Genomic DNA, 21,788 nt, shown 5'->3' on the forward strand with positions numbered 1-21,788 from the left:
CCGAGCCCGGCGAGGATCTGCTTGGCCTGCGTCTCGAGCGACCAGCCGCCGAGCGAATCGAACTGCTCGTGCAGGCGCGCATACTCGTCGAGCAACCGCCGCCGCTCGTCTCCATCCGGCATCTCCTCCAGTTCCGCTTGGAGCACGGCCAGCCGGTGACCGGCGAGATCCATCGCCGCGCCTGCCGCCACGACCTCCTCGAGAACGCTCCGGCCCCGGAGCGCATCGGTCTCCTGGGCGAGATATCCGATGACCGCGCCCTTGACCACGTCGATACGACCGGCGTCGGGCTCCTGTAGGCCGGCGATCATCTCGAAGAGCGTGGTCTTTCCGGAGCCGTTCGGTCCGACAATCGCGATGCGATCGCGAGCCCCGACCCGAAGGTCCACGCCCTCGAACAGGCGGCGACTGCCGAATTCACGGCGAAGACCGGCGATCGTGATCATGGGGGTGAGGGTAGCGCGGTCACCGCGGCGCGGCGGTCAGACCGTCGCAGCAGCGGCCGAGCGTCGAGCGACTTCCTCGCGGACGACGGGAGCGACCTCGGTCCCGAACAGCTCGATGGACCGCATGATCTTCCCGTGCGGCATCGTTCCGACGCTGAACTGAACCAGGAAGCGGTCGTGGTTGAAGATCTCATGCTGGAAGAGGATCTTGTCGATCACCTGCTGCGGGCTTCCGACGAAGTTCGCGCCCCGGATGGTCGCCGCCGCGTCGTACTGCGCGCGCGTCATCGGCGACCATCCGCGCTCCCGGCCGATCCGGTTCATCACCTTCGACACGGACGGGAAGGATTCGTCGAGCGCCTGCTGCGACGTGTCGGCGATGTAGCCGTGCGAGTTGATGCTCAGCGCCGGTTGCGCGTGGCCGGCCTGTCGCGCAGCCTCGCGGTGGAGGTCGGCGAAGTACTTGAATCGTTCCGGCATCCCCCCGATGATCGCGATCGCCATCGGGAGGCCGAGGCGCCCGGCTCGAACGGCCGACTCCGGGTTGCCCCCGACCGCCACCCAGATAGGGATCTGCTCCTGAACGGGACGTGGGTAGACGCCGAGGTCGTTGATCGCAGACCGGAACGTGCCCGACCACCGGATCCTTTCCGACTTCTGAAGCTGTACCAGCAGCTCCAGCTTCTCGGCGAAGAGCGCGTCGTAGTCCTCCAGGTCGTAACCGAAGAGCGGGAACGACTCGATGAACGAGCCGCGTCCGGCCATGATCTCAGCACGGCCCCCCGACAGAAGGTCCACCGTGGCGAAGTCCTGGAAGACCCGCACGGGGTCGTCGGAGCTCAACACCGTGACGGCGCTCGAAAGCCTGATCTTCTTGGTCCGGACCGCGGCTGCCCCTAGCACGACCGCGGGAGCGGAGACGACGAAGTCCGGACGGTGGTGCTCCCCGACGGCGAACACCTCCAGCCCGACCTGATCGGACAGCTCGATCTCTTCCATAAGATCGCGCGTCCGCTGGGCAGGGCTGATCGCCTCGCCGTCGGACGGGTTGGGCTCGAGCTGCGCGAAGGTATAGACGCCTAGTTCCATTTCTTTCCTCAACGTCTCGGGCCGGGATGGTATGCCCGGCGACGGCCGGCTCAGCCCACACGTCCGCCGGTCCGCGGCTTGATCCGATCCGGCTGGTCCCGGCGCTATGCAGCAGGCGAGCCGAGCGCCGAGTCGAGGCTTTCGAAGACCGGAACGACCCGCACGAAGTCCGTGATCTCGAGCACGCGCCGGACGATGGCGCCGGGCGGCACGATCACGCGGAGCTCCTGGCGGCGCGTCTTCAGCCTGATGGCCAGGGTGAAGAGCAGACGGATGCCGGCGCTGTCGAAGTAGTCGGTCCTCGCGAGATCCACCACGAAGATCGGCTCTCTCCCGGCGGCGGCCTCCAACTCGGCAGCGATGTAATCCACGTTGGAGACGTCTACCTCCCCGGCGAGCCGCGCAACCGGGATCCCGGCGGAGCGATCGACCTCGACCCGGCACAGGGTGTCAGCCACGCTGCGCCGCCTCCCCGACCCGACGCCGCATCAGGACGTTCGTGCCTTCGGGACCAGATACCACGTCGACCGAGTCCATGAGTCCCCGCATGAGAAGCAATCCCCGATTCGAGCCATCGCTCGCGGATGCTTCGGGCATCCAGATACCAAAGTCTCGCACGCCTATCGTGATCGCGCCACCGTCGGCTGAGGCGACGATGTCGATTGGGCCATCTTTCGAGGGATAGGCGTGTTGGATCACATTCGCGCAGGCCTCGGTGCAGGCAACGAGGATATCGGCCGTGTCCATCGGGGAAGAGCCGTTCTGCCTGAGCCAGCGCCCCAAGATCCTCCGAATCCCGGCGAGCCGTTCGGGTTGCGCGGGAAGAGAGAGGTGGAGCGGTTGCCCGACCAGCGAAACGCGCCGGATCGCGAGCAACACCGCATCGTCGGCCACTCCATTGTCGCCGAGCAACTCTTCCACGATCTGGTCGCACGCGGCGTCGAGGTCCTCGGGCGCGGCGGCCAGAACTCCTTGCAGCCGCAGAAACCCCTGGTCCAACGACTCTCGGCGTCTTTCGATGAGCCCGTCTGTGTAGAAGAGAAGCGTCGAACTGAGGGGAAGCTCGATCTCCACCTCTTCCGAACCGATGACGGGGATCACCCCCAGCGGAGGAGCCAGACCACCTTCCACGATGCGGACGGCGCCGTCCGCCGAGCGCAGAAGTGGCGGCGGATGACCGGCACGGGCGACGCGCATGATCCCCGTCTCCGGGTCCAGCTGGGCACAAGCAAGGGTCGCCATCGCCCCGGGGAGCAGCTCGCGTAACAAAGCGTTCAGCCGCTCGAGGATTTGAGAAGGGGGCAACCCTTCGAGAAGGTACGCCCGGAACGCCGACCGCACCTGACCCATCGCCGCAGCGGCGCCCACACCGTGACCCGCGACGTCGCCGATCCCGAGCCCCAATCGGCCGTCATGCATGGGGATGATGTCGTACCAATCCCCACCCACCTCCAGCTCGCTCGCCGCAGGGATGTATCGCGCCGCAGCATGCACGTCGGGTATGTCCGGCAACCGCTCCGGCAGCAGGCTTCGCTGGAGGGTCTCCGCGATCTGGTGCTCTCGCGCGTAGAGCCGGGCTTGCACCTCGCGCTCACGCTCGATCGAGCGTTGTCGCTCGGTCACCGCTCGCTCTCGTTCGGCAACAATCGCCGCGAAGAAGAACGATGTGAACGAAACGGCAGCATTGAAGACCTGAAGCATCACCATCTTCTGCAGCAAGCTGCCGGTCTCGGCGAAGGGACCGCTGTCGTTAGCCGCCGCCCAAGTCGCGGTGACGATCACGATGAGGGCGGCGGGTCCGGCTCCGCGTTGTTTGAATCGCCACGCCACCCAGCCCAACAGCGGGAACACCACCACCCACACCGGCCGGGCAGTCTCGTGGAGAGAGAACGAAGCCGCCGCGATGCCCCCGAAGAGAACGAACGCTTCGACGACACGTCCGATCGGAGGCGCGCCCCGCACGCGTACTTGCCGGATGCTAAGGAGGAACGGCGCGATCGCGAGGATGCCCATCGCGTCTCCGGTCCACCACACCGACCACGTCGAGGCGAAGTCGGCCCCCTCCACCGCTCCCGATGCCAGCAACGAAACGGTCCCCGCGGTAGCGCTCACGGTCATCGCCGCGAGCGCACCCGCGAACACGAGAGCGAGCGCGTCTTGCAGACGGTCGAGCTCCACGCGAAAGTCGAGGGCCTGCAGAAGCCGTCGCGCGATCAACGGCGCGACGGTATTGCCGGCGGCGATGCCGGCTGCGGCCGCCGCGTTCGGGCTGATCGGAAGGTTGACGAGGAACGCCGCGGCGGCGACGCCCAGCCAGGCTCGAGAGCCGAACCAGAGAAACGCGACGAGCGCGATCCCGGTCGGCGGCCAGAGCGGCGTTACACTCTCGCCGACCAACGCGAGCCGCAGGCTCAGCTTCGCCGTGACGTAGTAGACAACCCCGATCGCCGCGGCTTCCACGGCGCGAGGGGCTAGGGACCCACGCTCGATCCTTCGCACGGTCGCGCGAGAGCCTACGCCGGGGTAGGACGCTTCCCAAGTCTCTTCGTGCGAGTTCAGCCGGGATCGACCGGCTCCCGCAAGCCGACGGGAAGGTAGACGGCTCCCGGTCCGTCCTCAGCGGCGACGTCTTGCGGATTCGAGAACCGGCACCGAACCAGCGACAGACACCCACAGCCGATGCACGAGTCGAGCCCATCGCGCAGAGCGACGAGCGCCTCTATCTGACCGTCGAGACGCCGGCGCCAACCGCGAGAGATCTTGTTCCAGTCGGCGACGGTGGGCGTTCTCGACTTCGGGAGCCTCGAGAGTTCGGACCGGATCTCCTCGAGGCCCAGACCGATGTTGCGGGCCGCACGGATGAACGCCAGCCGTCGAAGGACACCTCGCTCATACCGGCGTTGATGTCCCTCCGTGCGCTGGGCTCGCAGCAGCCCTTCCCGCTCGTAATAGCGCAGCGCGGACGGAGCGAACCCGCTGCGATCTGCCACCTCACCGACGGTCAGGAGATCCGAAGAATCCACGGGTCCAGTCTACTTGACTTGAAGTTGACTTCAACTTGCACAATGAGGTACCGCACGGTCCACAACCATTGGGAGAACACATGACCATCGCACTCATCACCGGGGCGTCGGCCGGCCTCGGGTTCGCGCTGGCGGACGCACTCGCCGACCGCGGATGGACGCTCGTCATCGACGCGCGAGGGGCAGACGCTCTCGAACAGGCGCGTCTCGGGCTCAGGGCCCGCACCGAAGTCGTCGCGATCCCGGGCGACGTCACCGATCCGGCACATCGCAAGGCCCTCCTCACGGCCGCCGGGCGGCTTGGGCGTCTCGATCTGCTGGTGAACAACGCGAGTCACCTCGGCCCCAGCCCACAACCCCGTCTCGAGCATTACCCGCTCAGCGAGCTCTCCCGCGTGTACGAGGTGGACGTTTTCTCTCCGCTCGTGCTGACCCAATTGGCTTTGCCCCTGCTCGCGGCGTCCGACGGTGTCGTCGTCAACGTCAGCTCGGATGCGGCGGTCGAGCCGTACCCGGGGTGGGGCGGCTACGGCTCGGCGAAAGCTGCGCTCGACCAGATGACGGCAGTGTTGGCCGTGGAGCATCCGAGCCTCGACGTGTACGCGTTCGACCCGGGTGACATGCGTACCCAGATGCATCAGCAAGCCTTCCCCGGCGAGGACATCTCGGATCGGCCCGAGCCGGCCACGGTCGTCCCTGCGTTCATCCACCTCATCGAGGCTCGGCCCCCGAGCGGACGGTATCGAGCGTCGGACATCCTCTCGGCGCCGGTGGTTCCATGAAGGCCGCGCCGATGACGCGCTTCGAACTGCCGGACGAGCTGTCGGCCGCAGCGCCGGCCGAGGCCCGGGGCCTGGCCCGCGACGAGGTTCGCCTCCTCGTCGTCGATCCCGACCGCATCGAGCACGCTCGATTCCGCGACATCGGTCGCTTCCTGGAGGCGGGGGACCTGCTCGTCGTCAATACATCCGGCACCGTGAACGCGGCCCTCGACGCCCTTCGAGCGGACGGAGGGCCCGTGGTCGTCCACTTCTCGTCCCCGCTCGAGGACGGAACATGGGTCGTCGAGCTACGCACCGCGCCGCGCGCGGCGAAGCCGGTGCTGGACGCCGCCCCAGGAGAAATCTTAAGGCTGCCGAGGGGAACGACCTTGACCCTCGACACTCAGTATCCGTCGCAAGAAGCGAACGTCCTCCCTCACCGCGGCACGCGGCTATGGCGCGCGCGGATCGGCGGCGGCCAGATCACCAGACTTCTTGCCCGAGAGGGCCGACCGATCACCTACGGATACATCTCCGGGCGCTGGCCGGCGGCGTTTTATCAGACCGTCTTCGCGAACGAACCCGGAAGCGCAGAGATGCCGAGTGCGGCTCGTCCGTTCACGACCGAGCTCGTGACCCGGCTGGTCTCGTCCGGGATCGCGATCGCGCCGATCGTGCTCCACACAGGCGTCTCATCGCAGGAGTTCGGCGAGCCCCCGATCGCCGAGCGGTTCCGCGTTGCGGCCGCGACCGCCAACCTCGTCGACTGGACGCGCAGAGCCGGAGGCCGGGTGATCGCGGTCGGGACCACGGTCGTTCGGGCGCTTGAATCGGCAGCGGTGCGCGACGGCTCCATCGCGCCGGCGCGCGGATGGACGGATCTGGTACTCAGCTCGGACCACCCTGCGCGGGTTGTGAACGGCCTCGTGACCGGGATGCACACGCCGGACGCAAGCCATCTCCTGCTGCTCGAGGCGGTTGTCGGCCCGGGGATGGTCCAGCGAGCCTACGATGCCGCGCTCGAGCATCGGTATCTTTGGCACGAGTTCGGCGACCTGACCTTGCTGCTCCCGGAACGTGAAGGCTAGTCGCGGAAGAACTCAGCCTCGATGGCTCGCACCTCATCCCGATCCGTGTCGAACTCGCGCGCGATCTCGCGGAGATCCCATTGGCGGCCGTCGGCGAGCCCGAGCCGGAGCCGCATCATCTTGCGTTTCCGCTCCGGAAGCGCGGCGACCCGATCCTCAAGCGATGCGTCGAGTTCCTCAAGCGGGTCCATACACACATCATAGAAGGCTCAGTGAAGGCTCGGTCCCCCAGTCTAAGCCCCGCCGGAGCGGGCCCTATGATGTCCCGGCCATGCCTCCTCGGTCCCGCTCTCCTCGACACCCCCGGGTCGCCTTCGTCCTGGGCGGAGGAGGCCACAACGGCGCGGCGGAGGTCGGCATGCTCCGTGCGCTCATCGAGCGGGACATCCGGCCCGAGCTCATCCTGGGAACCTCCGTCGGCGCTCTCAACGGCGCAGCAGTGGCGTTCGCCCCCACGCTGGAGACGGTGGCTCGCCTGCGGGAGATATGGCTCGGTCTGGACGACGAACGCATCTTCGGTGGTTCGATCTTCGCCGGCGCGGCGAATCTCGTGCGCAGCCGCACCCACATGCATTCGAACCAGGCCTTGCGCGAGCTTCTCGAGAAGCTCCTCCCGGCGAGCCGGTTCGAGGATCTCACCGTCCCGTTCCAGTGCGTTGCCGCATCGATCGAGCGCGCCGCGGAGCACTGGTTCTCCGAGGGGCCGCTCGTCGACGCGATCTTGGCATCGGCGGCCGTGCCGGCCGTCCTCCCTCCTGTAACGATCAACGGCGAGCACTTCGTCGACGGCGGGATCGTCAACAGCATCCCGATCTCGCGGGCCGTCGAACTCGGCGCGACCGAGATCTACGTTCTTCAGGTGGGCCGGATCGAAAGTCCGTTGACCCCTCCGAAGACCCCACTCCAGGTCGGCCTCGTCGCGTTCGAGATCGCTCGACGCCACCGGTTCGCGCGCGATCTCGCAACCTTGCCACAGGGCGTCACCGCCCACGTCCTGCCTACCGGCGAGCCCAAGTCCCCGAAGCTCACCCAGCTGAACTACCGGGACTTCCGTGCCGTGGCTCGGCGCATCGACCGGGCCTACCGCGCCGCGGTCGACTACCTGGACGGAACCTCGATTCCTCGCCCAACGGTCTGAGCAGGGGTATCGTCCGCCCCAGAGGAACGGGAGGACCGGGTGGATCGACTACCGCCACGTATCGTTCGGCGTCTGGTTCTCGCACCACTCGGTTTCGCGCTCTGTCTCGCGCTCCTCAGCGTGTCCCCCATCTTGCTGCTGGCCGCGGCCGTCGCCGACCTGATCCTGCCCGGCAACTGGCGCACGCTTCGCCTGACCGCGTTCGTCGTCGCCTACGTCGCGCTCGAGGTCGCCGGACTCCTCGCGATGTTCGGCCTCTGGATCGCGAGCGGCCTCGGGCTTTGGCTCCGATCCCCGCAGATGCAGGCGGCGCACTACTGGTTCATGCGCTGGTGGCTGCGGACCATGGATCGCACCGTGCGGAAGCTTTTCCGCATGCGCATCCTCATCGAAGACCGGCCCGTCCCGAGGCCCGGCCCCATCCTGGTCTTCTGTCGTCACGCGGGCCCGGGCAATTCGCTGCTCCTGATCGGCACGATCCTCGTCGGGTACAAACGCCGGCCCCGGATCGTGATGTTGGCGAAGCTCCAATGGGAACCCTTGTACGACGTGATGCTCAACCGCGTTCCCAACCGATTCATCAAGCACGATCCGACGAGGCGCGAGCTCTACACGAACGCGATCGGCGGCCTCGCTTCGGGGCTCGGGGATGAAGACGCCTTCGTGCTCTTCCCGGAAGGCAAGGACTTCACGCCGCGTGTCCGGCTTCGCGCCATCGACTACCTCCGCGGAAAGGGACACCTTCGCTCTGCGGAACGAGCCGAGAGGATGACCTACGTGCTGCCGCCGCGACACAACGGAGTCATGGCGGCCATCGAAAGCGCGAAGGACGCCGATATCGTCTTCGTGGCGCATTCGGTCCTCGAAGACGTCGGATCCATCAAGGAGCTCTGGAGCCGCATCCCCTTCTCACACCCGATCCACGCTCGATACTGGCGCATCCCTCCGAACGACGTTCCCCACGACCGCGACCAGCTCATCGAGTGGCTCTTCGGATGGTGGGAGCAGATCGACCACTGGATCGCCGACCGGGCGACGACCGCCTCAGAGCACAGCCATTGACCCTCAGCGGAGCAAGCTCATGCGCCGAAACCTGTGTCGATCGCCTGTTTCCGACCCGTTGTAACGGGGAAACAATGGTCCTAGGCTTTTCCCGGCGGGAGCAATGACGACCACGACCTCGAACCGAGGGTCAACACGCGCGTTTCGCCACGAGGCTCATCTGTACGCCGGCCAAGATGCGTTCGTCGAGGCGATGACGACGTTCATTCGGGCTGGTCTCGAAGCCGTCGAGCCCGTTCTTGTGGTCGTTGTCTCTTCCAAGATCGAACTCCTTCGCGACGCACTCGGAAGCGATGCCGATGAGGTTCTGTTCGCCGATATGGGGGAGATCGGACGCAACCCGGCCCGCATCATCCCCGTCTGGCAAGAATTCGTGAACGGGCGGGCGGATGGGGGCGCGGTTCGAGGGATCGGCGAGCCGATCTGGGCGGGTCGGACGCCGCAGGAGATCGTCGAGGCGCAACGTCATGAGTCCTTGATAAACCTGGCATTCGACGGCGCCCCGGCCTGGATCCTCTGCCCTTACGACACCGAGGCCTTCGATGCTGCGGTCATAGACGAGGCCCTCCGAAGCCACCCGCTCGTCGGCGGTGACGGACTCGGCGCCGCGAGCTCTGTCTACCGAGGACTTGGGGCCATCGCCCAACCGTTCGACGCCGCGCTCCCCGAGCCTCGTGTCGTTGAGGAGGTCTTCGAGGTCGCGCCGGGACAGCTCGAAGCTCTTCGTCTGCTCGTCTCCGGCCTTGCCGCCGACTTCGGCCTCGACCGGAACCGCACCCGCGACCTCGTGCTCGCGATCAACGAAGTCGCCACCAACACGCTTCGTCATTCCGGCGGCCGAGGCACCTTTCGGACGTGGCGAGACGGAGAAACGCTGGTAGCGGAGATCAGCGACCACGGGCACATCGACCAGCCGCTCGTCGGCCGTGTAGCTCCCGCCCCAGAGCAGGAAACCGGCCTCGGCCTATGGATCGTGAACCAGCTCTGCGATCTCGTTCAGGTACGTTCGTACCCGGGCGGTTCCATCGTGCGGATCCATATGGCGCGCCGCTAGGCGCGCGGCGTCATATCCAGATCGGGCGGGGGTTCATCCGGCATCTTCCATCGAAGATACGGCTTGTCGTAGACGTCGTGATACGCGTTCGCCTGATCTACCATCTCTTTGAACGAAGTCTCGAACGCATCCCAATCCTCTTCCTCGATCGCCTTCTTCACCGCGGCGACTTCGGTCGAGATGAACTTGTCCATGTTCTCGGTGTATTTGGGGCGGAGGAACGCGCCTTTCTCCATGAGGTTCACCGCTTCCTTCAGCTGGAAGCGGGCGAGCGGCACGTTGCGCGCCTTGCCCGCGTAATAGCACTTCCAGATCCGGGAGCCGACGAGCGGCATGATCTCGGCCATGCCCGGCATCAACGGCCCAAGCTCGCTCAGGTTGAAGCTTCCCTTCCCAGTTTCGATGACGTGATCGTGAGCGTCGGACATGGAGCCCCCTGTTCGCGATGGAGACCGAATGATGCACCGAGCCGGCGTTCCCGGGAAAGCCCGGCCTTCGCCCACGTAGGATGCGGCCGTGATCGACAAGACCTTCAAGGAAGAGATCGCGATCCTGCGCATCGAGCACGGCCCGGTCAATGCTCTCGACGCCGAGCTGCTCGCGGCGCTGGCCGATACGCTCGACGATGTCGAGGGTCGGGCACAGGCGATCGTTCTCACCGGCACCGGTCCCGCCTTTTCTGCCGGAGCGGACCTTATCCGGCTCCTCGAGGAAGGGAGCCACTACGTCGAGGCCGCTCGCCCACACGCCTCGCGCGCGTTCGAGCGGATGTTCACGATCTCTCGGCCTGTCGTCGCAGCGATCAACGGCCACGCGATCGCGGGTGGGTGTGTCATCGCGCTGGCGTGCGACCACCGGATCATGGCCTCGGGAGATCATCGCCTCGGCCTTGCCGAGCTCAAGGTAGGAGTGCCGTTCCCGGCTTGGGCGCTCGAGATCGTCCGGTTCGCCGTCCCAGCGCCCCATCTGCAGCGCCTGATCTACTCGGGTCGCCTCGCCACACCCGATGAAGCGCTCGTCTTAGGGCTCGTCGATGAGATCGTGGCGCCCGATCAGCTGATGGAGCGAGCGCTGGTGATCGCCCGGCGCCTCGCTTCGATCCCGGCCGCCACGTTCGCGCTCACGAAGCGAAGCCTGCGAGATCCGTTCGCAGAGCGGGCCCGCACGGCCGGTCCGATCGACGACGAAGGCATGGCCGTGTGGGCTTCCTCCGAGACACGCGAGTCGGTTCGAAGATTCATCGACCGCACGCTCGGCAGTGCGTAGGGGTTACGCCCTGAGACGGGTCACTGCTCGTTGGCGAGCGGCATGAGATCCGCGTCGTACCCGGCTCCGTTCAGGACTGGCAACAGATCCGGGCCGAAGGTAACGGAGAAAGGCACGCCGAGCCCGCGGCAGAAATCCGCTGTCTCCACGAGGTGCATGACCACGGCCGGATGAAGCTCGGAGACGAGCATCAGGTCGAGAAGAACGCCGGCCCCCTCTTTCTTGCAGCTCTCCTCCACCGCCTGGCGCAGCGACGCAACACCCTCCAGATTCAGCGTCCCTGATCCGCCGATGACGAAGTCGTTGCCGCGACTCGAGACGGAGAGAGAGAAGCTACCGTTTCCCATGTCTACACCCGAACTTTCGCCGGCCGGAGAAACCTTCGCGTGAACGTGATATGCGTAGAGCTTGGTTCGGCTGGTCGAGGCATCGGCACGTCTCCCCCGAGAGTGCAGGATCTATGAAGCATACCCGACCCCCAGCCGATCAAGCCGGGCCTGCCCTTCCGTACAGCGTCCGCCCGGTACCCCAAGCATGCACGAACGGCCGAGGTTCACCCAGGATCGGACCTCTAATCTCAGGCGTTACGGCACGTTCTGATCGAGGGGATGAAATGACACGCTGGATCCGGATCATGGCCCTCGCCGCATTGCTCGCGGCGGGAACGACGTTCGTCTCCGGTTCGAACAAGTCCGGCGCAAAGGAGCCGGCCGACCCGGTCCCCGTTCTTCCCACCGCTCCCCCGACCGAAGCTCCGTCGGACCCGGATCCTGCGCCGAAGATGCTGAACCCCGACTCCGCCAATCCGGCCGGCCGTTTGATCGAGGTGTCGATCAAGGGACAGCGGCTCACGGCATGGCGTGATGGCAAGATCATCTACCGATTCGTCATCTCGACAGGCCGCGAAGGCTACGAGACGCCGCCCGGTCACTACAAGATCCTCGAGAAGTACAAGGATCGCTGGTCGCGCAAGTGGTCCGTGTGGATGCCCTACGCCATGCGCTTCTTCGAGGGCTACTTCCTCCACCAGCTTCCGCACAAGGACGGATCCTCGTACAACATCGGCGCCGCGAAGCTCGGCACCCCCGACAGCCATGGATGCATACGGGTCGACGTCGGGGACGCAGAACAACTATTCAAGTGGGCGAAGGTCGGAACTCCGGTCTGGATCCACTGAACGAACAGCCCCCCAGACGCCCGCGGGACTCCCCCTCCCGCGGGCGTCGGCCCGTCTAGAGAGGGCGCACCAGCGCGACGAGCGGGAATTCGGTCGAGTACCCGTACCGCTCGCCGACGTTCCCTTGATCGCCGGGCAGGATGACCATCCGTTGTTGCGCCACGATCTCGGTCGTAGGAACCGTGAGGGCAAGGTTGTCCGACTCCGCGACGAACAAGATATGGATCCCGTGTGCGCCGATGTCGCCTTGGAAATAGCGCTCGTCGCCGTACTCGTCACCGATCATCGCCGAACCGGGGTCGCCCGGATCGAGCGGCTGCGGTCCGGCAACGAAGGAGACATCGGGGAGTCCGTCGGAAGGCTCCCAGCATTTTCGCGCAAGATCAATCGTGCTCCCCGGAATCCTGTAGGTCTGGAGCTCGGTCGAGCTGCGCTCTAGACGGCGCGGCCCCGGATCGGTTCCGGTCCCGTCGTCGAAGCACGAGTCGTCTCGGTAGTAGGGAACCGAGACCACGGAGTGGGCCGCTCCGCCGGGGGTCACCTCGCGGATGCTCCATCGTGTGACGAGCGTCCCGTGCGGTCCGTCGACCTCCTCCCACTGCAGGCCGCCGTTCGGGATCCCATGCGTGGGATCCGACACGTCTACGCTTTGGTGATACTCGACGGCCTCGCAGAGACCGGCGGCTTCGTAGGCATCCCGATACAGTTCGGTGACTCCTTCGTCGAGGTCGTCGTACTGGGCGTTGCAAGGATCGTCCAGGTTGCCGAACACCTCGTCGTTCTTTCCATCGATTTCTACGCCGTCCGTGACGATCGGGTTGTAGTACCGGGCGACGAGCTCCGCGTTGTAGTCCCACTGCGTGTAGATGCCGTCCAAAGGTGGGATGGGATGCACCCGAAGAGCGTCGGAGAAGAGGATCACATCGCGATAGAAGGTCTCGCGACGCACGTTGTTGGTACTGGAGTCGGCACCCCACGTCTCGCGGATGGTTCGCACCGGGCCCGCACGCTCGCCGAGGAGGATCCCAGAGCCGCCCCAGTTCGTATCCTCCTCCTCGTAGCCACAGCAAGGGGTTTCGGAGGATGGATCCTGCTGGAACGCGCGAGCCTTCCATCGATCGATGAGGTCGGGACCGTAGGTCCAATCGCCGTGCGCATCTCCGGAGACATGAAGCTCGGTCATCAGCCAGCGGCCGTCGTAACGGAATGCGTAGCGAGGAGTCCGGATCCACGCCGTGTCGAGCGGCCGGCGCTGACCGATCTCTCCGGTCGGCGTGCCATCGCTCAGGCAATACGGCCCCTTCGGCGCTGCTCCGTAGTCTTCGTAGGACGATTCCGAGAAAACGAAGACCGACTGCGCGTTCGCGTCGGGCTGATAGCGCACGAAACCGTTGCTCGCGTCGAACGCCGGAACGGGGCCGCCGTCCGCGGCGAGCATCACATACGCGTATCGAAGGACCCCGGGGTCGGATGGGTCGACGACGACGACTTCGGAAGCGGATTCGATCCCCGTCGGGAGCGCTGCGCCCGACGGTGCCTGCTCACCGGTCGATCGAACCATGAACACGATCTCGTCGTTGTCGTCGAGTCCGGGCAGCGGGTCGGGTTCCGCCACTATCCGTTGACCGCCGTACCTCGGGTCTGGTCGGGCTATCGGACGGCACTCGTCGGCCGGGTCGTTGTCGGTGAAGCGATACCCCTCGCGATCGAAGGCGTAGGTCAAGTGCTGATCGACGCCGGAGTAAAAGGCGAACCCCGACACGTTGTTCGACAGATAGCGCGTGAACCGCTCGTCCACCTGCAGAGGGATCTGCTCAAAAGACGACCCCAGCCAGCGATACCCAAGGAGCCGGGAGATCGGCGCCCCCGTTCGGCCCGGTGTTCCGTAAACAGCCACGCGAGGGGCCTGGCTGCAGTTGTGGTCTCCGGGGTCGTCGGGGTCGTACGGGTTCTGGCCCGGCGCATAGCAGTCGCTGCGCAAAGCTTCGGGCAGCTGGCCCTGCTGATCGACCGTCTCGTAGTTGGTCGGCGTCTGCGGCTCTCGGAAGGTCAGCTCCGGGCCGGCCGACCAGGTTGGAAATTGGGCCCCCGACAGCACTACGGGATCGACCCCACGGGCTTGGGTGAAGCGGTTGGCGGCCGGTCCGGCGGGCGCAACAGAGAGGACTCCGGACAGCGCGATCACCACGACCAATGCGAGCGTCCTGCGAGTCATAGTGCCTCCGGAGGGGACAGCAGCGGCGAACAGCCGCTGATTCTGACTTCGCTCCGCGCAGCCGAGAATCCTCCCGACCGGATCCCGCTATCAGATCAAACCGCGCGCGACCAGCAGTTCCGCGATCTGGACGGCATTGAGCGCTGCGCCCTTGCGAAGGTTGTCGCACGTCGAGAAGAAGGCCAGCGCGTGGGCATTCGCCGGATCAGATCGGATCCGCCCGACGAAAGCCTTGTCTTCACCCGCGGCGCTGAGGATCGTGGGGTATCGGTTGGAGCCGGGCTCATCCTCAACTGCGACTCCCTCGGCTGAGGCGAGCACCCGACGAGCCTCGTCGGGCGCGACTCGGCGGGAGAACTCTGCCCACGCAGCCACGCCGTGTCCGGCGATCGAAGGGACACGGACACACGTCGAGAACACGTCGATCGTGGCGCCGAGGATCTTGCAGGTCTCCTCGGCCACACGCCGCTCCTCGCTCGTCGTCCCCGCGGCATCGAACGATCCGACGTGAGGGATGACGTTGAACGCGATCGGATGAGCGAACGCGCGTCCGGCCGGAACGAAGCCATCGACGCGGCCCCGACGCACGGCGTCGCGTTCGGGGAGGAGCTTCTCGGTTTGCTCATAGAGATCCTCGACACCGGCGACGCCGGCTCCCGATACCGATTGATAGCTTGCAGCGACGACACGGGTGCATCCCGCGGCCCGGTGGAGCGGCGCGAGCGGCATCAGCAGCGTCACGGCGGTGCAGTTCGGATTCGCGATCACCCCGCGATGTTCTTGCACGGCGTCGGCGTTGATCTCAGGGATGATGAGCGGAACCTCATCGTCCATCCGCCAGGCAGCCGAATTGTCGATGCAGACTGCTCCGGCTGCCTTCGCGCGAGGGATCCATTCCAGCGCGGCATCGTCGGGAGTGTCGAAGAGCGCGACATCGATGCCTTCGAACGCGCGGTCCGAGATCTCTACGACGACGAACTCTTCACCTTCATGGGTGATCCGCCTGCCGGCGCTGCGGGCCGTCGCGATGAGCCGCAGTTGCGCGAGCGGGAACGACCGCTCGGCGAGGATGCGGAGCATCTCGGTTCCGACCGCGCCGGTGGCACCGACGACGGCGACGTTTGAAGGCATCGCGGCAAGGATACCCGGCCCCGTGCGGGGTCGCGGCGGGTTACGCGGGGCCGGGGTGGCTCTCCCGGAGGATGACCTCATCGGAGAGGCGGAAACGGTCGTGGACGGCACGAACCGCTTTGACGACGTCGGCCTCGCGGACCACGCAAGAGATGCGGATGGACGAGGTAGAGATCATCTCTATGTTGACGCCGGCATCCGCGAGCGCCGCGAACATCGTCGCCGCGACACCCGGGTGGCTCTTCATGCCGGCGCCGACGAGCGAGACCTTTCCGATCCCTTCGTCGTAGGTCACACCCGCGGCGCCGATATCTCGGAGCTCGGCGTCGATCGACGCCTTGGCACGGAGGCCGTCTTCGCGCGGAACCGTGAAAGAGATGTCCGTCGTCCCTTCGGTGGAGACGTTCTGAACGATCATGTCGACGTTGACGCCTTCGTCGGACATGCGCTGGAAGACGCGGGCAGCGATGCCGGGACGATCGGGGACGTCTTGGATCGTCAGCTTGGCCTCTGAGACGTCGTGCGTCACGCCCGAGATGATCGCCTTCTCCATCCGCTCGTCTTCCTCCCGGACCCAGGTTCCCGTGGTCTCGTTGAAGCTGGACCGCACCCTCAGAAGAACGCCGTGGTTCCGCGCGTACTCCACCGATCGCAACTGCAGCACGCGGGCGCCCGACGCCGCCATCTCCAGCATCTCCTCGTACGAGACGGCGTGCAACACGCGAGCGTCCGGGACGATCCGCGGATCGGCAGTGTAGACGCCGTCCACGTCGGTGTAGACCTCGCAGGACTCAGCGGTCAGGGCCGCTGCCAGCGCCACGGCCGTGGTGTCGGACCCGCCGCGTCCGAGCGTCGTGACGTCGGCCGTCGTAGAGACGCCCTGGAACCCGGCGACGATAACGACCTTCCCCTGGCCGAGCGCCTCCTGGATCCGCGCAGCCCGCACGTCGATGATCTTCGCCCGGCCGTGCTCGGATGAGGTGATGATCCCCGCTTGCGAGCCGGTGAACGAGACGGCGTCGTGGCCGAGAGAGCTTATGGCCATCGCGAGGAGCGCCATCGAGATCCGCTCCCCCGCGGTGAGGAGCATGTCCAGCTCGCGAGGCGGCGGCATCGGCGTGATCTCCGATGCGAGCCCTACGAGCTCGTCCGTGGTGTGTCCCATCGCGCTGACGACAACAACGACGTCGTAGCCGTCGATGCGCGTCTCGACGACGCGGCGCGCGACCGCCTTGATCCGTTGGGCCGTACCGACGCTCGTTCCGCCGAACTTCTGAACTATGACCGGCATCGCGTTCGTTGTATCAGGGGAGATGGGCGGCCGCGAGCCGGTTTCTCGGGCTCACAGATCTCGCTTCCCGCGAGGCAGGTCGAACAAGAGACGACCGAGGATCGCGCGAGGGATGGGGACTCCGTCACGCCGGTCCTCCTCGAGACCCTCCAGTCGCCGGATCATGATGAGCCCCACGATCCCGGAGGTCATGAAGACCAGAACCGCCTCGTAGCCGAACAGGAGAGCGAACAGCGGCAGGAGTCCGAACCCCACGCTGGTGCCGAAGCCACCCAGCTTCCCCAAGGTCCCCGCGAGCGCGATCACGCCGCTTCCCACCATCGCCTTGGGAACGATCACCAAGGAGACACCGGCCGCCGTTGTCAGTCCGCGGCCGCCGGATCGACGGAAGTACGGCGGATACGAGTGGCCGGCGACTGCGGCCACCCCGATCCACGCGAGCGTGCCCGCATCCTCCCCACCGGCTCGCGCTACCAACGCCGGCACGAATCCCTTGAGGATGTCGAGCACGATCGCGAGGACGCCCATGGCGCCGGACATCTTCTTCGCCACGATGAAATGCGCGTCTCCGGGCGAGTCCTGACGGCGCATCTCATCGATGAGATCCTGCCGTGCCGCGATCCGTGCCAGGAGGTACGGGGAGGGGATCGTCCCGACCAGGTACGCGAGTACCACCCAGGCGACCGTACGCATCACGGATGCCCGGGGTGGTGGACTCGTTTCGTCGTGCCTGGATAATGTCTCATCGACTTGAAGATCCCCGATCGACGGCCATGCTGCCGGGCGAAGCGGCCCCTATTCCATCACATCGAACGCGCCCGGCCGCGCAGCGTGCCCACCCGCTGATGGCGAGCGTTCCGCGCCCACCGGACGACGACGCCGAACGGCCGACCGGGCCCAAGCAGCCGGGGCTACCCGGCCCCAAGCCGATGCCGAAGGGCGGGATCGCGCTGGACGGCTTCAAAGCCGTCTTCCGGATCCGAGACTTCCGATTGCTTTTCTGGGGCCAGGCGATCTCCGCGCTCGGCGACTGGGTCGGCACGCTCGCGTTCATCGCCGCCGCACGCGCGATCGCTCCGGGCGAGCCGGCGGCGGTCGTCGGCGTCCTGATCCTGCGGCTCGTCCCATCGTTCTTCGCCACACCCATCGGTGGGGTGCTCTCCGATCGCATGGATCGCAAGCGGATCATGATCTGGAGCGACGTGGCGCGGTTCGCGGTGTTGATCTTCACGCCCTTCGTGCCGGAGCTCTGGGCGCTGTACGTCTTCGCCTTCACGCATGAGTGCTTCTCGCTGGTGTTCTTGCCGGCGCGAGACGCGAGCATTCCGAACCTCGTCGGCTCCGAGCACCTCGAGCCGGCGAACGCGGTCGTCATGGGATCGTCCTTCGCGGGGATCCCGTTGTCCGGCCCTTTGTTCGCGCTCCTCGCCGTCGCGGCCGGCCACTATCCGGGGTTCTTGCCGGGGGGCGAAGTCCTGGGTGAGCCGTACGCATTCGCATTCGTTTTCGATGCGTTCACGTTCCTGATCTCGGCGGCACTGATCGCGCGGATCAGCCTTCCCACGCTCAAGCATGAGAGCGAGCAGCCTGAGCCCTTCTGGCAGAGCTTGAGGGACGGCGCGCGGTTCATCCGCCGATCGCCGCTCCATCGGGGGCTGGCGTACGCGGTATCGCTCGGGATGCTCGGCGGCGGAGTGTTATTCGCCTTGGGGATCGGCTACATCACGGAGTCGCTCGGGGGCTCGGAGGTCGAGTTCGGCTGGCTCATGGGCATCTTCGGGGCGGGGATGGTGGCCGGGTTCGTCGTCTCGCAGATCAAACCCGAGCAAGGGACCAAGTGGATGATCCGAGGGGCTCTTCTCGGCATGGGGGCGGTTCTGATCTTTATGGCGGTGTTCCCGTGGTTGTGGATCGCCTACCTCATGGCCCTGGTGTTCGGGACGAGCTTCAGCGTGAGCCTGATCCTTTCGATGAGCCTGGTACAGGCCCGGACCCCCGATGCGATGCGAGGACGTGTGATGGCCTTCGTGCACATCTTCGTTCGCGCCTCGCTCGTGTTCGGCGGCGTGGCCAGCGGCGTCGTTGGGCAGGTGTTCCGGCGCGGCATCCGCATCCCGGTGATCGACTACCGCGCCGACCGTTATCAGATCGCGCTCCTCATGGCGGGTGGCCTCATCATGGCGGGGGTCGGCGGGGTTCGCGGGAAAGAGATGGACGACGCTTAGAGCTCGCGGCGCCCCTCGAGGGCGCGACCGAGCGTGACCTCGTCTGCGTACTCGAGGTCGCCGCCGACGGGGAGGCCGCTCGCGATCCTCGTGACGCGCAGGCCGAGCGGCTTCAAGAGATTGGCGAGATAGATCGCCGTTGCCTCGCCTTCGACGGTGGGGTTCGTCGCCAGGATGACTTCCTTCGCCTCGCCGCGGCCGATCCGCTCGATGAGCTCACGCATGTGGAGATCGTCGGGACCGATGCCGTCGATCGGTGAGATGTGCCCACCGAGGACGTGGTAGCGGCCTCGGAATTCCTGGGTTCGCTCGACGGCGACGATGTCGGCCGGTTCCTCCACGACGCAGATGATCGTGCCATCGCGCCGCGCGTCACGGCAGTACTTGCAGCGCTCCCCCTCCGACACGTTGAAGCATTCGCCGCAGATCGCGACCTTCTCCTTCGCGGAGCGGATCGCGTCGGCGAGGGCGTTCGCTTCCTCGGCCGGCGCGCGCAGAAGATGGAACGCGAGACGTTGCGCGGACTTCGAGCCGACGCCGGGAAGCCGACGGAACGCGTCGATCAGATCCTGGACCGGGCCCTCGAACACTAGTCCTCGGTCTCCTCGATCACCTCGGCCCCGAGCCGCGACGACAGCACGTCGATCGGGTCGGCCGACTCGTCGCTGACCTCGTCCTCCACTGGCTGCTCGACCGGCGCGTCGCCGAGCGTGGTTCGGATGCGGAGCGACACGCCGAACACCGAACGCAAAGCTTCGGCGATGACGGCCGCGTTGCGAGCTTCGCCGAGCTGACGAGCGTGGAACTCGTACCGGCACTCGAGCTGCAGCTCGTCGCTGTCGAGCGAGCGAGGGCGGCCCTCGGCCAGAAGGGCGTGAAGGCTCTTGCGGACCTTGCGGACCTCCTCGAGAACGAGCGACCAGTCGCGCTTGATCTTGTCGAGGTCGACGAGTCCGACGGCGGCGGGACGGGGCGCGGGAGGTGCCGCCGCCGCGGCTTCCGTAGCCGATCGTTTGGCGGGCTTCTTGGGTGGTTCCCCTTCGTCCTTGCGCGAGGGCTTGGCGCGCGGCGCGGGGGCTTCGGCTTCACGCGGTGGCTCCGGGCGGGCCGGAGCGCCTGGCGTCGCGCCGACGTCGAGGAGTCGCTCGAGGCGCTCGATACGGGCGAGAGCCGCCTCGGCGGTCGTGTCTGCCTCGGGGACGGTGGCGCGCACGACGGCTACCTCGGTCGTCAGGCGGGGCGGCGCTTGCTGGCGCATCTCGGCCTGGGCATCGGCGAAGAGACGGAGCGCGTGGACGAGGGCCTCGCCGCGGAAGCGGTCGGCCTGCGCGGTCAGCCGCGCGAGCGTCTCCTCGGTGACGTCGACCAGGTCGGTCGGGTCGTCGACCCGCTGGATGACGAACAGCGCGCGGAGATGCTCGAGCACCTGCCGGACGAACTGGCGGATGTCACCGCCCTCATCGACGATCCCGGCGAGCGCGCGGAGAGCGGAGCCTGTATCGCGAGCCGCGAGCGCATCGGTGAAATCGAAGAGGATGTCGGTCGGCGCGCCGCCGAGCAGCCGACGCGTGACGTCCGCGGTGACCGAGCCGCCGGCGCCAAGCTGGTCGAGCAGGGAGAGAGCGTCCCGCACGCCTCCCTCAGAGTGGCGGGCGATCAGGTCGAGTGCGGCCGCGTCGGCGGTGAAGCCCTCCTCGGCGCATATCTTTCCGAGGTGATCGGCGATCGCAGCGGTCGACACGCGGCGGAACTCGAATCGCTGGCATCGCGAGACGATCGTCGGCAGCACCTTGTTCGGCTCGGTTGTGGCGAAGACGAAGGCGATGTGATCCGGCGGCTCCTCGACGGTTTTCAAGAACGCATTCCAGCCGGCCGTCGAGACCATGTGGGCCTCGTCGACGATGTAGACCTTCTTCCGGGCGAGCGCTGGCGCGAGGACGGCGTTCTCGCGAAGTACCCGGACGTCGTCGACCCCGCCGTGGGACGCGGCGTCGATCTCGATGACGTCAAGGGAGATGCCCCCGTTGATCGCGATGCACGACTCGCAGGTATCGCAGGGATCGGGGGTCGGGCCCGACGCGCAGTTCAACGCCTTCGCGAGGATCCGGGCGGTGCTCGTCTTGCCGGTTCCGCGGGGGCCGCTGAACAGGTAGGCGTGCGAGATCCTGCCCTCGCGGATCGAGGCGCGCAGGGTCTCGGTGACGTGTTCCTGGCCGACGACGTCGGTGAAGGTTCGGGGACGCCAGCGGCGATAGAGGGCGTTGCTCATACGAAGCGCCTCGATTCGAGCGGGGGGAAGACCGCAACGATTCTATCTTCCGGGAGGGACTGCGCCTCAGGCAGGCCCCTCGTCGGTGGGCTTGGGCGGGCGCTTGTAGTCGCGCATCCGCTGCGGGTATCCCACCCGCGCGGCGTCGAACACGGGGATCCCGAGCTCCTTCGACACGTGGCGGATGTAGGTGTCCTCTGCCAGCTCGAAGCGCTTCCATTCGCCGTCCGAAGCCACGAGGACGACCGAGAGCGGGTGGGCGACGGTCTTGGGTTCCAGGAAAGCCTCGACGCCGGTTCGCGACTCGATGAACTGCAGGATCCCCTCTTGATCCTCTGATGGCCCTTTGACGCCCTTGATCCGCCGGTAAGCTTTGTTGTAGGTCGAGTCGAACTCGTAGTGGCCCGGCTTCGCGCGGCTCCGGCGGCCCGCTGCGAGGCCGCGAGCGACGCCGCTGAACGACCAGACGATGATCGCCACGACCGCCAAGACGATGAGGATCCCCGCCATGCGGGCCATGTCTTCATTGTTCCGCGTCCCGGGCCGTCTCCCT

Annotated in this window: 23 protein-coding genes; 8 read left to right on the plus strand and 15 right to left on the minus strand. The window is 66.5% G+C overall.

Annotated features, from left to right (window positions below; all coding sequences use genetic code 11):
* The 5 genes from WEB06_00845 to soxR all read right to left on the minus strand — a co-directional run.
* On the minus strand, positions 1–446 hold a 446-nt coding region (locus WEB06_00845), incomplete at its 3' end, for an ATP-binding cassette domain-containing protein (protein ID MEX2554162.1).
* A gap of 36 nt (positions 447–482) precedes the next feature.
* Positions 483–1,535, minus strand: coding sequence for an LLM class flavin-dependent oxidoreductase (locus tag WEB06_00850; GenBank protein ID MEX2554163.1), 1,053 nt, complete (start codon positions 1,533–1,535; stop codon positions 483–485).
* Positions 1,536–1,639: 104 nt separating this feature from the next.
* Positions 1,640–1,993: an STAS domain-containing protein gene (locus tag WEB06_00855; GenBank protein MEX2554164.1), complete on the minus strand. Its 354-nt coding sequence runs from the start codon at positions 1,991–1,993 to the stop codon at positions 1,640–1,642.
* Positions 1,986–3,995: a SpoIIE family protein phosphatase gene (locus WEB06_00860; protein ID MEX2554165.1), complete on the minus strand. Its 2,010-nt coding sequence runs from the start codon at positions 3,993–3,995 to the stop codon at positions 1,986–1,988. The genes WEB06_00855 and WEB06_00860 overlap by 8 nt, the downstream gene beginning before the upstream one ends.
* 95 nt (positions 3,996–4,090) lie before the next feature.
* Positions 4,091–4,558 (minus strand): redox-sensitive transcriptional activator SoxR, encoded by a 468-nt coding sequence (gene soxR, locus WEB06_00865; protein ID MEX2554166.1) that lies wholly within the window; start codon positions 4,556–4,558, stop codon positions 4,091–4,093.
* Positions 4,559–4,638: 80 nt separating this feature from the next.
* Here soxR and WEB06_00870 point away from each other — a divergent pair, with 80 nt between their 5' ends.
* Positions 4,639–5,340 (plus strand): SDR family oxidoreductase, encoded by a 702-nt coding sequence (locus tag WEB06_00870; GenBank protein MEX2554167.1) that lies wholly within the window; start codon positions 4,639–4,641, stop codon positions 5,338–5,340.
* 11 nt (positions 5,341–5,351) lie between these two features.
* Complete coding sequence (locus WEB06_00875) at positions 5,352–6,407, plus strand: S-adenosylmethionine:tRNA ribosyltransferase-isomerase (GenBank protein MEX2554168.1); 1,056 nt, start codon at positions 5,352–5,354, stop codon at positions 6,405–6,407.
* Here WEB06_00875 and WEB06_00880 read toward each other — a convergent pair.
* On the minus strand, positions 6,404–6,598 hold the full coding sequence (locus tag WEB06_00880; protein ID MEX2554169.1) for a hypothetical protein: 195 nt from the start codon (positions 6,596–6,598) through the stop codon (positions 6,404–6,406). The two genes, WEB06_00875 and WEB06_00880, sit on opposite strands and share 4 nt — an antisense overlap.
* Positions 6,599–6,678: 80 nt before the next feature.
* Between WEB06_00880 and WEB06_00885 the strand changes: the two genes are divergently transcribed.
* From WEB06_00885 to WEB06_00895, 3 genes are all read left to right on the plus strand, one after another.
* Positions 6,679–7,545: a patatin-like phospholipase family protein gene (locus WEB06_00885; protein MEX2554170.1), complete on the plus strand. Its 867-nt coding sequence runs from the start codon at positions 6,679–6,681 to the stop codon at positions 7,543–7,545.
* A 39-nt stretch (positions 7,546–7,584) separates the two neighbouring features.
* Positions 7,585–8,607 (plus strand): hypothetical protein, encoded by a 1,023-nt coding sequence (locus WEB06_00890; protein ID MEX2554171.1) that lies wholly within the window; start codon positions 7,585–7,587, stop codon positions 8,605–8,607.
* A 103-nt stretch (positions 8,608–8,710) separates the two neighbouring features.
* Positions 8,711–9,661, plus strand: a complete 951-nt coding sequence (locus WEB06_00895; protein MEX2554172.1) for a sensor histidine kinase — start codon at positions 8,711–8,713, stop codon at positions 9,659–9,661.
* Here WEB06_00895 and WEB06_00900 read toward each other — a convergent pair.
* Positions 9,658–10,089 carry a hypothetical protein gene (locus WEB06_00900; GenBank protein ID MEX2554173.1) on the minus strand — a complete coding sequence of 144 codons (432 nt, stop codon included), beginning with the start codon at positions 10,087–10,089 and terminating at the stop codon, positions 9,658–9,660. The genes WEB06_00895 and WEB06_00900 overlap by 4 nt on opposite strands.
* 88 nt (positions 10,090–10,177) lie before the next feature.
* On the opposite strand from WEB06_00900, the gene WEB06_00905 reads away from it, so the two are divergent.
* The gene (locus tag WEB06_00905; GenBank protein MEX2554174.1) at positions 10,178–10,927 is read left to right on the plus strand and encodes an enoyl-CoA hydratase/isomerase family protein; all 750 of its coding nucleotides are present in this window, start codon (positions 10,178–10,180) and stop codon (positions 10,925–10,927) included.
* Between the two features lie 20 nt (positions 10,928–10,947).
* Here the strand turns inward: WEB06_00905 and WEB06_00910 are convergent, their stop codons facing one another.
* Positions 10,948–11,274, minus strand: coding sequence for a hypothetical protein (locus WEB06_00910; protein MEX2554175.1), 327 nt, complete (start codon positions 11,272–11,274; stop codon positions 10,948–10,950).
* 266 nt (positions 11,275–11,540) lie between these two features.
* Between WEB06_00910 and WEB06_00915 the strand changes: the two genes are divergently transcribed.
* Positions 11,541–12,104 (plus strand): L,D-transpeptidase, encoded by a 564-nt coding sequence (locus tag WEB06_00915; GenBank protein MEX2554176.1) that lies wholly within the window; start codon positions 11,541–11,543, stop codon positions 12,102–12,104.
* A gap of 55 nt (positions 12,105–12,159) precedes the next feature.
* On the opposite strand, the gene WEB06_00920 is transcribed toward WEB06_00915, so the two are convergent.
* The 4 genes from WEB06_00920 to WEB06_00935 all read right to left on the minus strand — a co-directional run bounded on the left by WEB06_00920 (position 12,160) and on the right by WEB06_00935 (position 17,434).
* Complete coding sequence (locus tag WEB06_00920; protein MEX2554177.1) at positions 12,160–14,319, minus strand: hypothetical protein; 2,160 nt, start codon at positions 14,317–14,319, stop codon at positions 12,160–12,162.
* A 90-nt stretch (positions 14,320–14,409) separates the two neighbouring features.
* Complete coding sequence (locus WEB06_00925; protein MEX2554178.1) at positions 14,410–15,450, minus strand: aspartate-semialdehyde dehydrogenase; 1,041 nt, start codon at positions 15,448–15,450, stop codon at positions 14,410–14,412.
* A 40-nt stretch (positions 15,451–15,490) separates the two neighbouring features.
* On the minus strand, positions 15,491–16,741 hold the full coding sequence (locus WEB06_00930) for an aspartate kinase (GenBank protein MEX2554179.1): 1,251 nt from the start codon (positions 16,739–16,741) through the stop codon (positions 15,491–15,493).
* A 51-nt stretch (positions 16,742–16,792) separates the two neighbouring features.
* On the minus strand, positions 16,793–17,434 hold the full coding sequence (locus WEB06_00935) for a glycerol-3-phosphate acyltransferase (protein ID MEX2554180.1): 642 nt from the start codon (positions 17,432–17,434) through the stop codon (positions 16,793–16,795).
* A gap of 152 nt (positions 17,435–17,586) precedes the next feature.
* On the opposite strand from WEB06_00935, the gene WEB06_00940 reads away from it, so the two are divergent.
* Positions 17,587–18,966 (plus strand): MFS transporter, encoded by a 1,380-nt coding sequence (locus WEB06_00940; protein ID MEX2554181.1) that lies wholly within the window; start codon positions 17,587–17,589, stop codon positions 18,964–18,966.
* Here the strand turns inward: WEB06_00940 and recR are convergent.
* The 3 genes from recR to WEB06_00955 form a co-directional block, all read right to left on the minus strand.
* On the minus strand, positions 18,963–19,556 hold the full coding sequence (gene recR / locus WEB06_00945; GenBank protein MEX2554182.1) for a recombination mediator RecR: 594 nt from the start codon (positions 19,554–19,556) through the stop codon (positions 18,963–18,965). The genes WEB06_00940 and recR overlap by 4 nt on opposite strands.
* Entirely contained in the window at positions 19,556–21,235 is a 1,680-nt protein-coding gene (gene dnaX, locus WEB06_00950; GenBank protein MEX2554183.1) for a DNA polymerase III subunit gamma/tau, read from the minus strand. Before dnaX ends, recR begins: the two co-directional genes overlap by 1 nt.
* Positions 21,236–21,301: 66 nt before the next feature.
* The gene (locus WEB06_00955) at positions 21,302–21,754 is read right to left on the minus strand and encodes a hypothetical protein (GenBank protein MEX2554184.1); all 453 of its coding nucleotides are present in this window, start codon (positions 21,752–21,754) and stop codon (positions 21,302–21,304) included.
* Between the last annotated feature and the right edge of the window lie 34 nt (positions 21,755–21,788).

Source organism: Actinomycetota bacterium (assembly GCA_040905475.1).
Taxonomy (GTDB): domain Bacteria; phylum Actinomycetota; class AC-67; order AC-67; family AC-67; genus DATFGK01.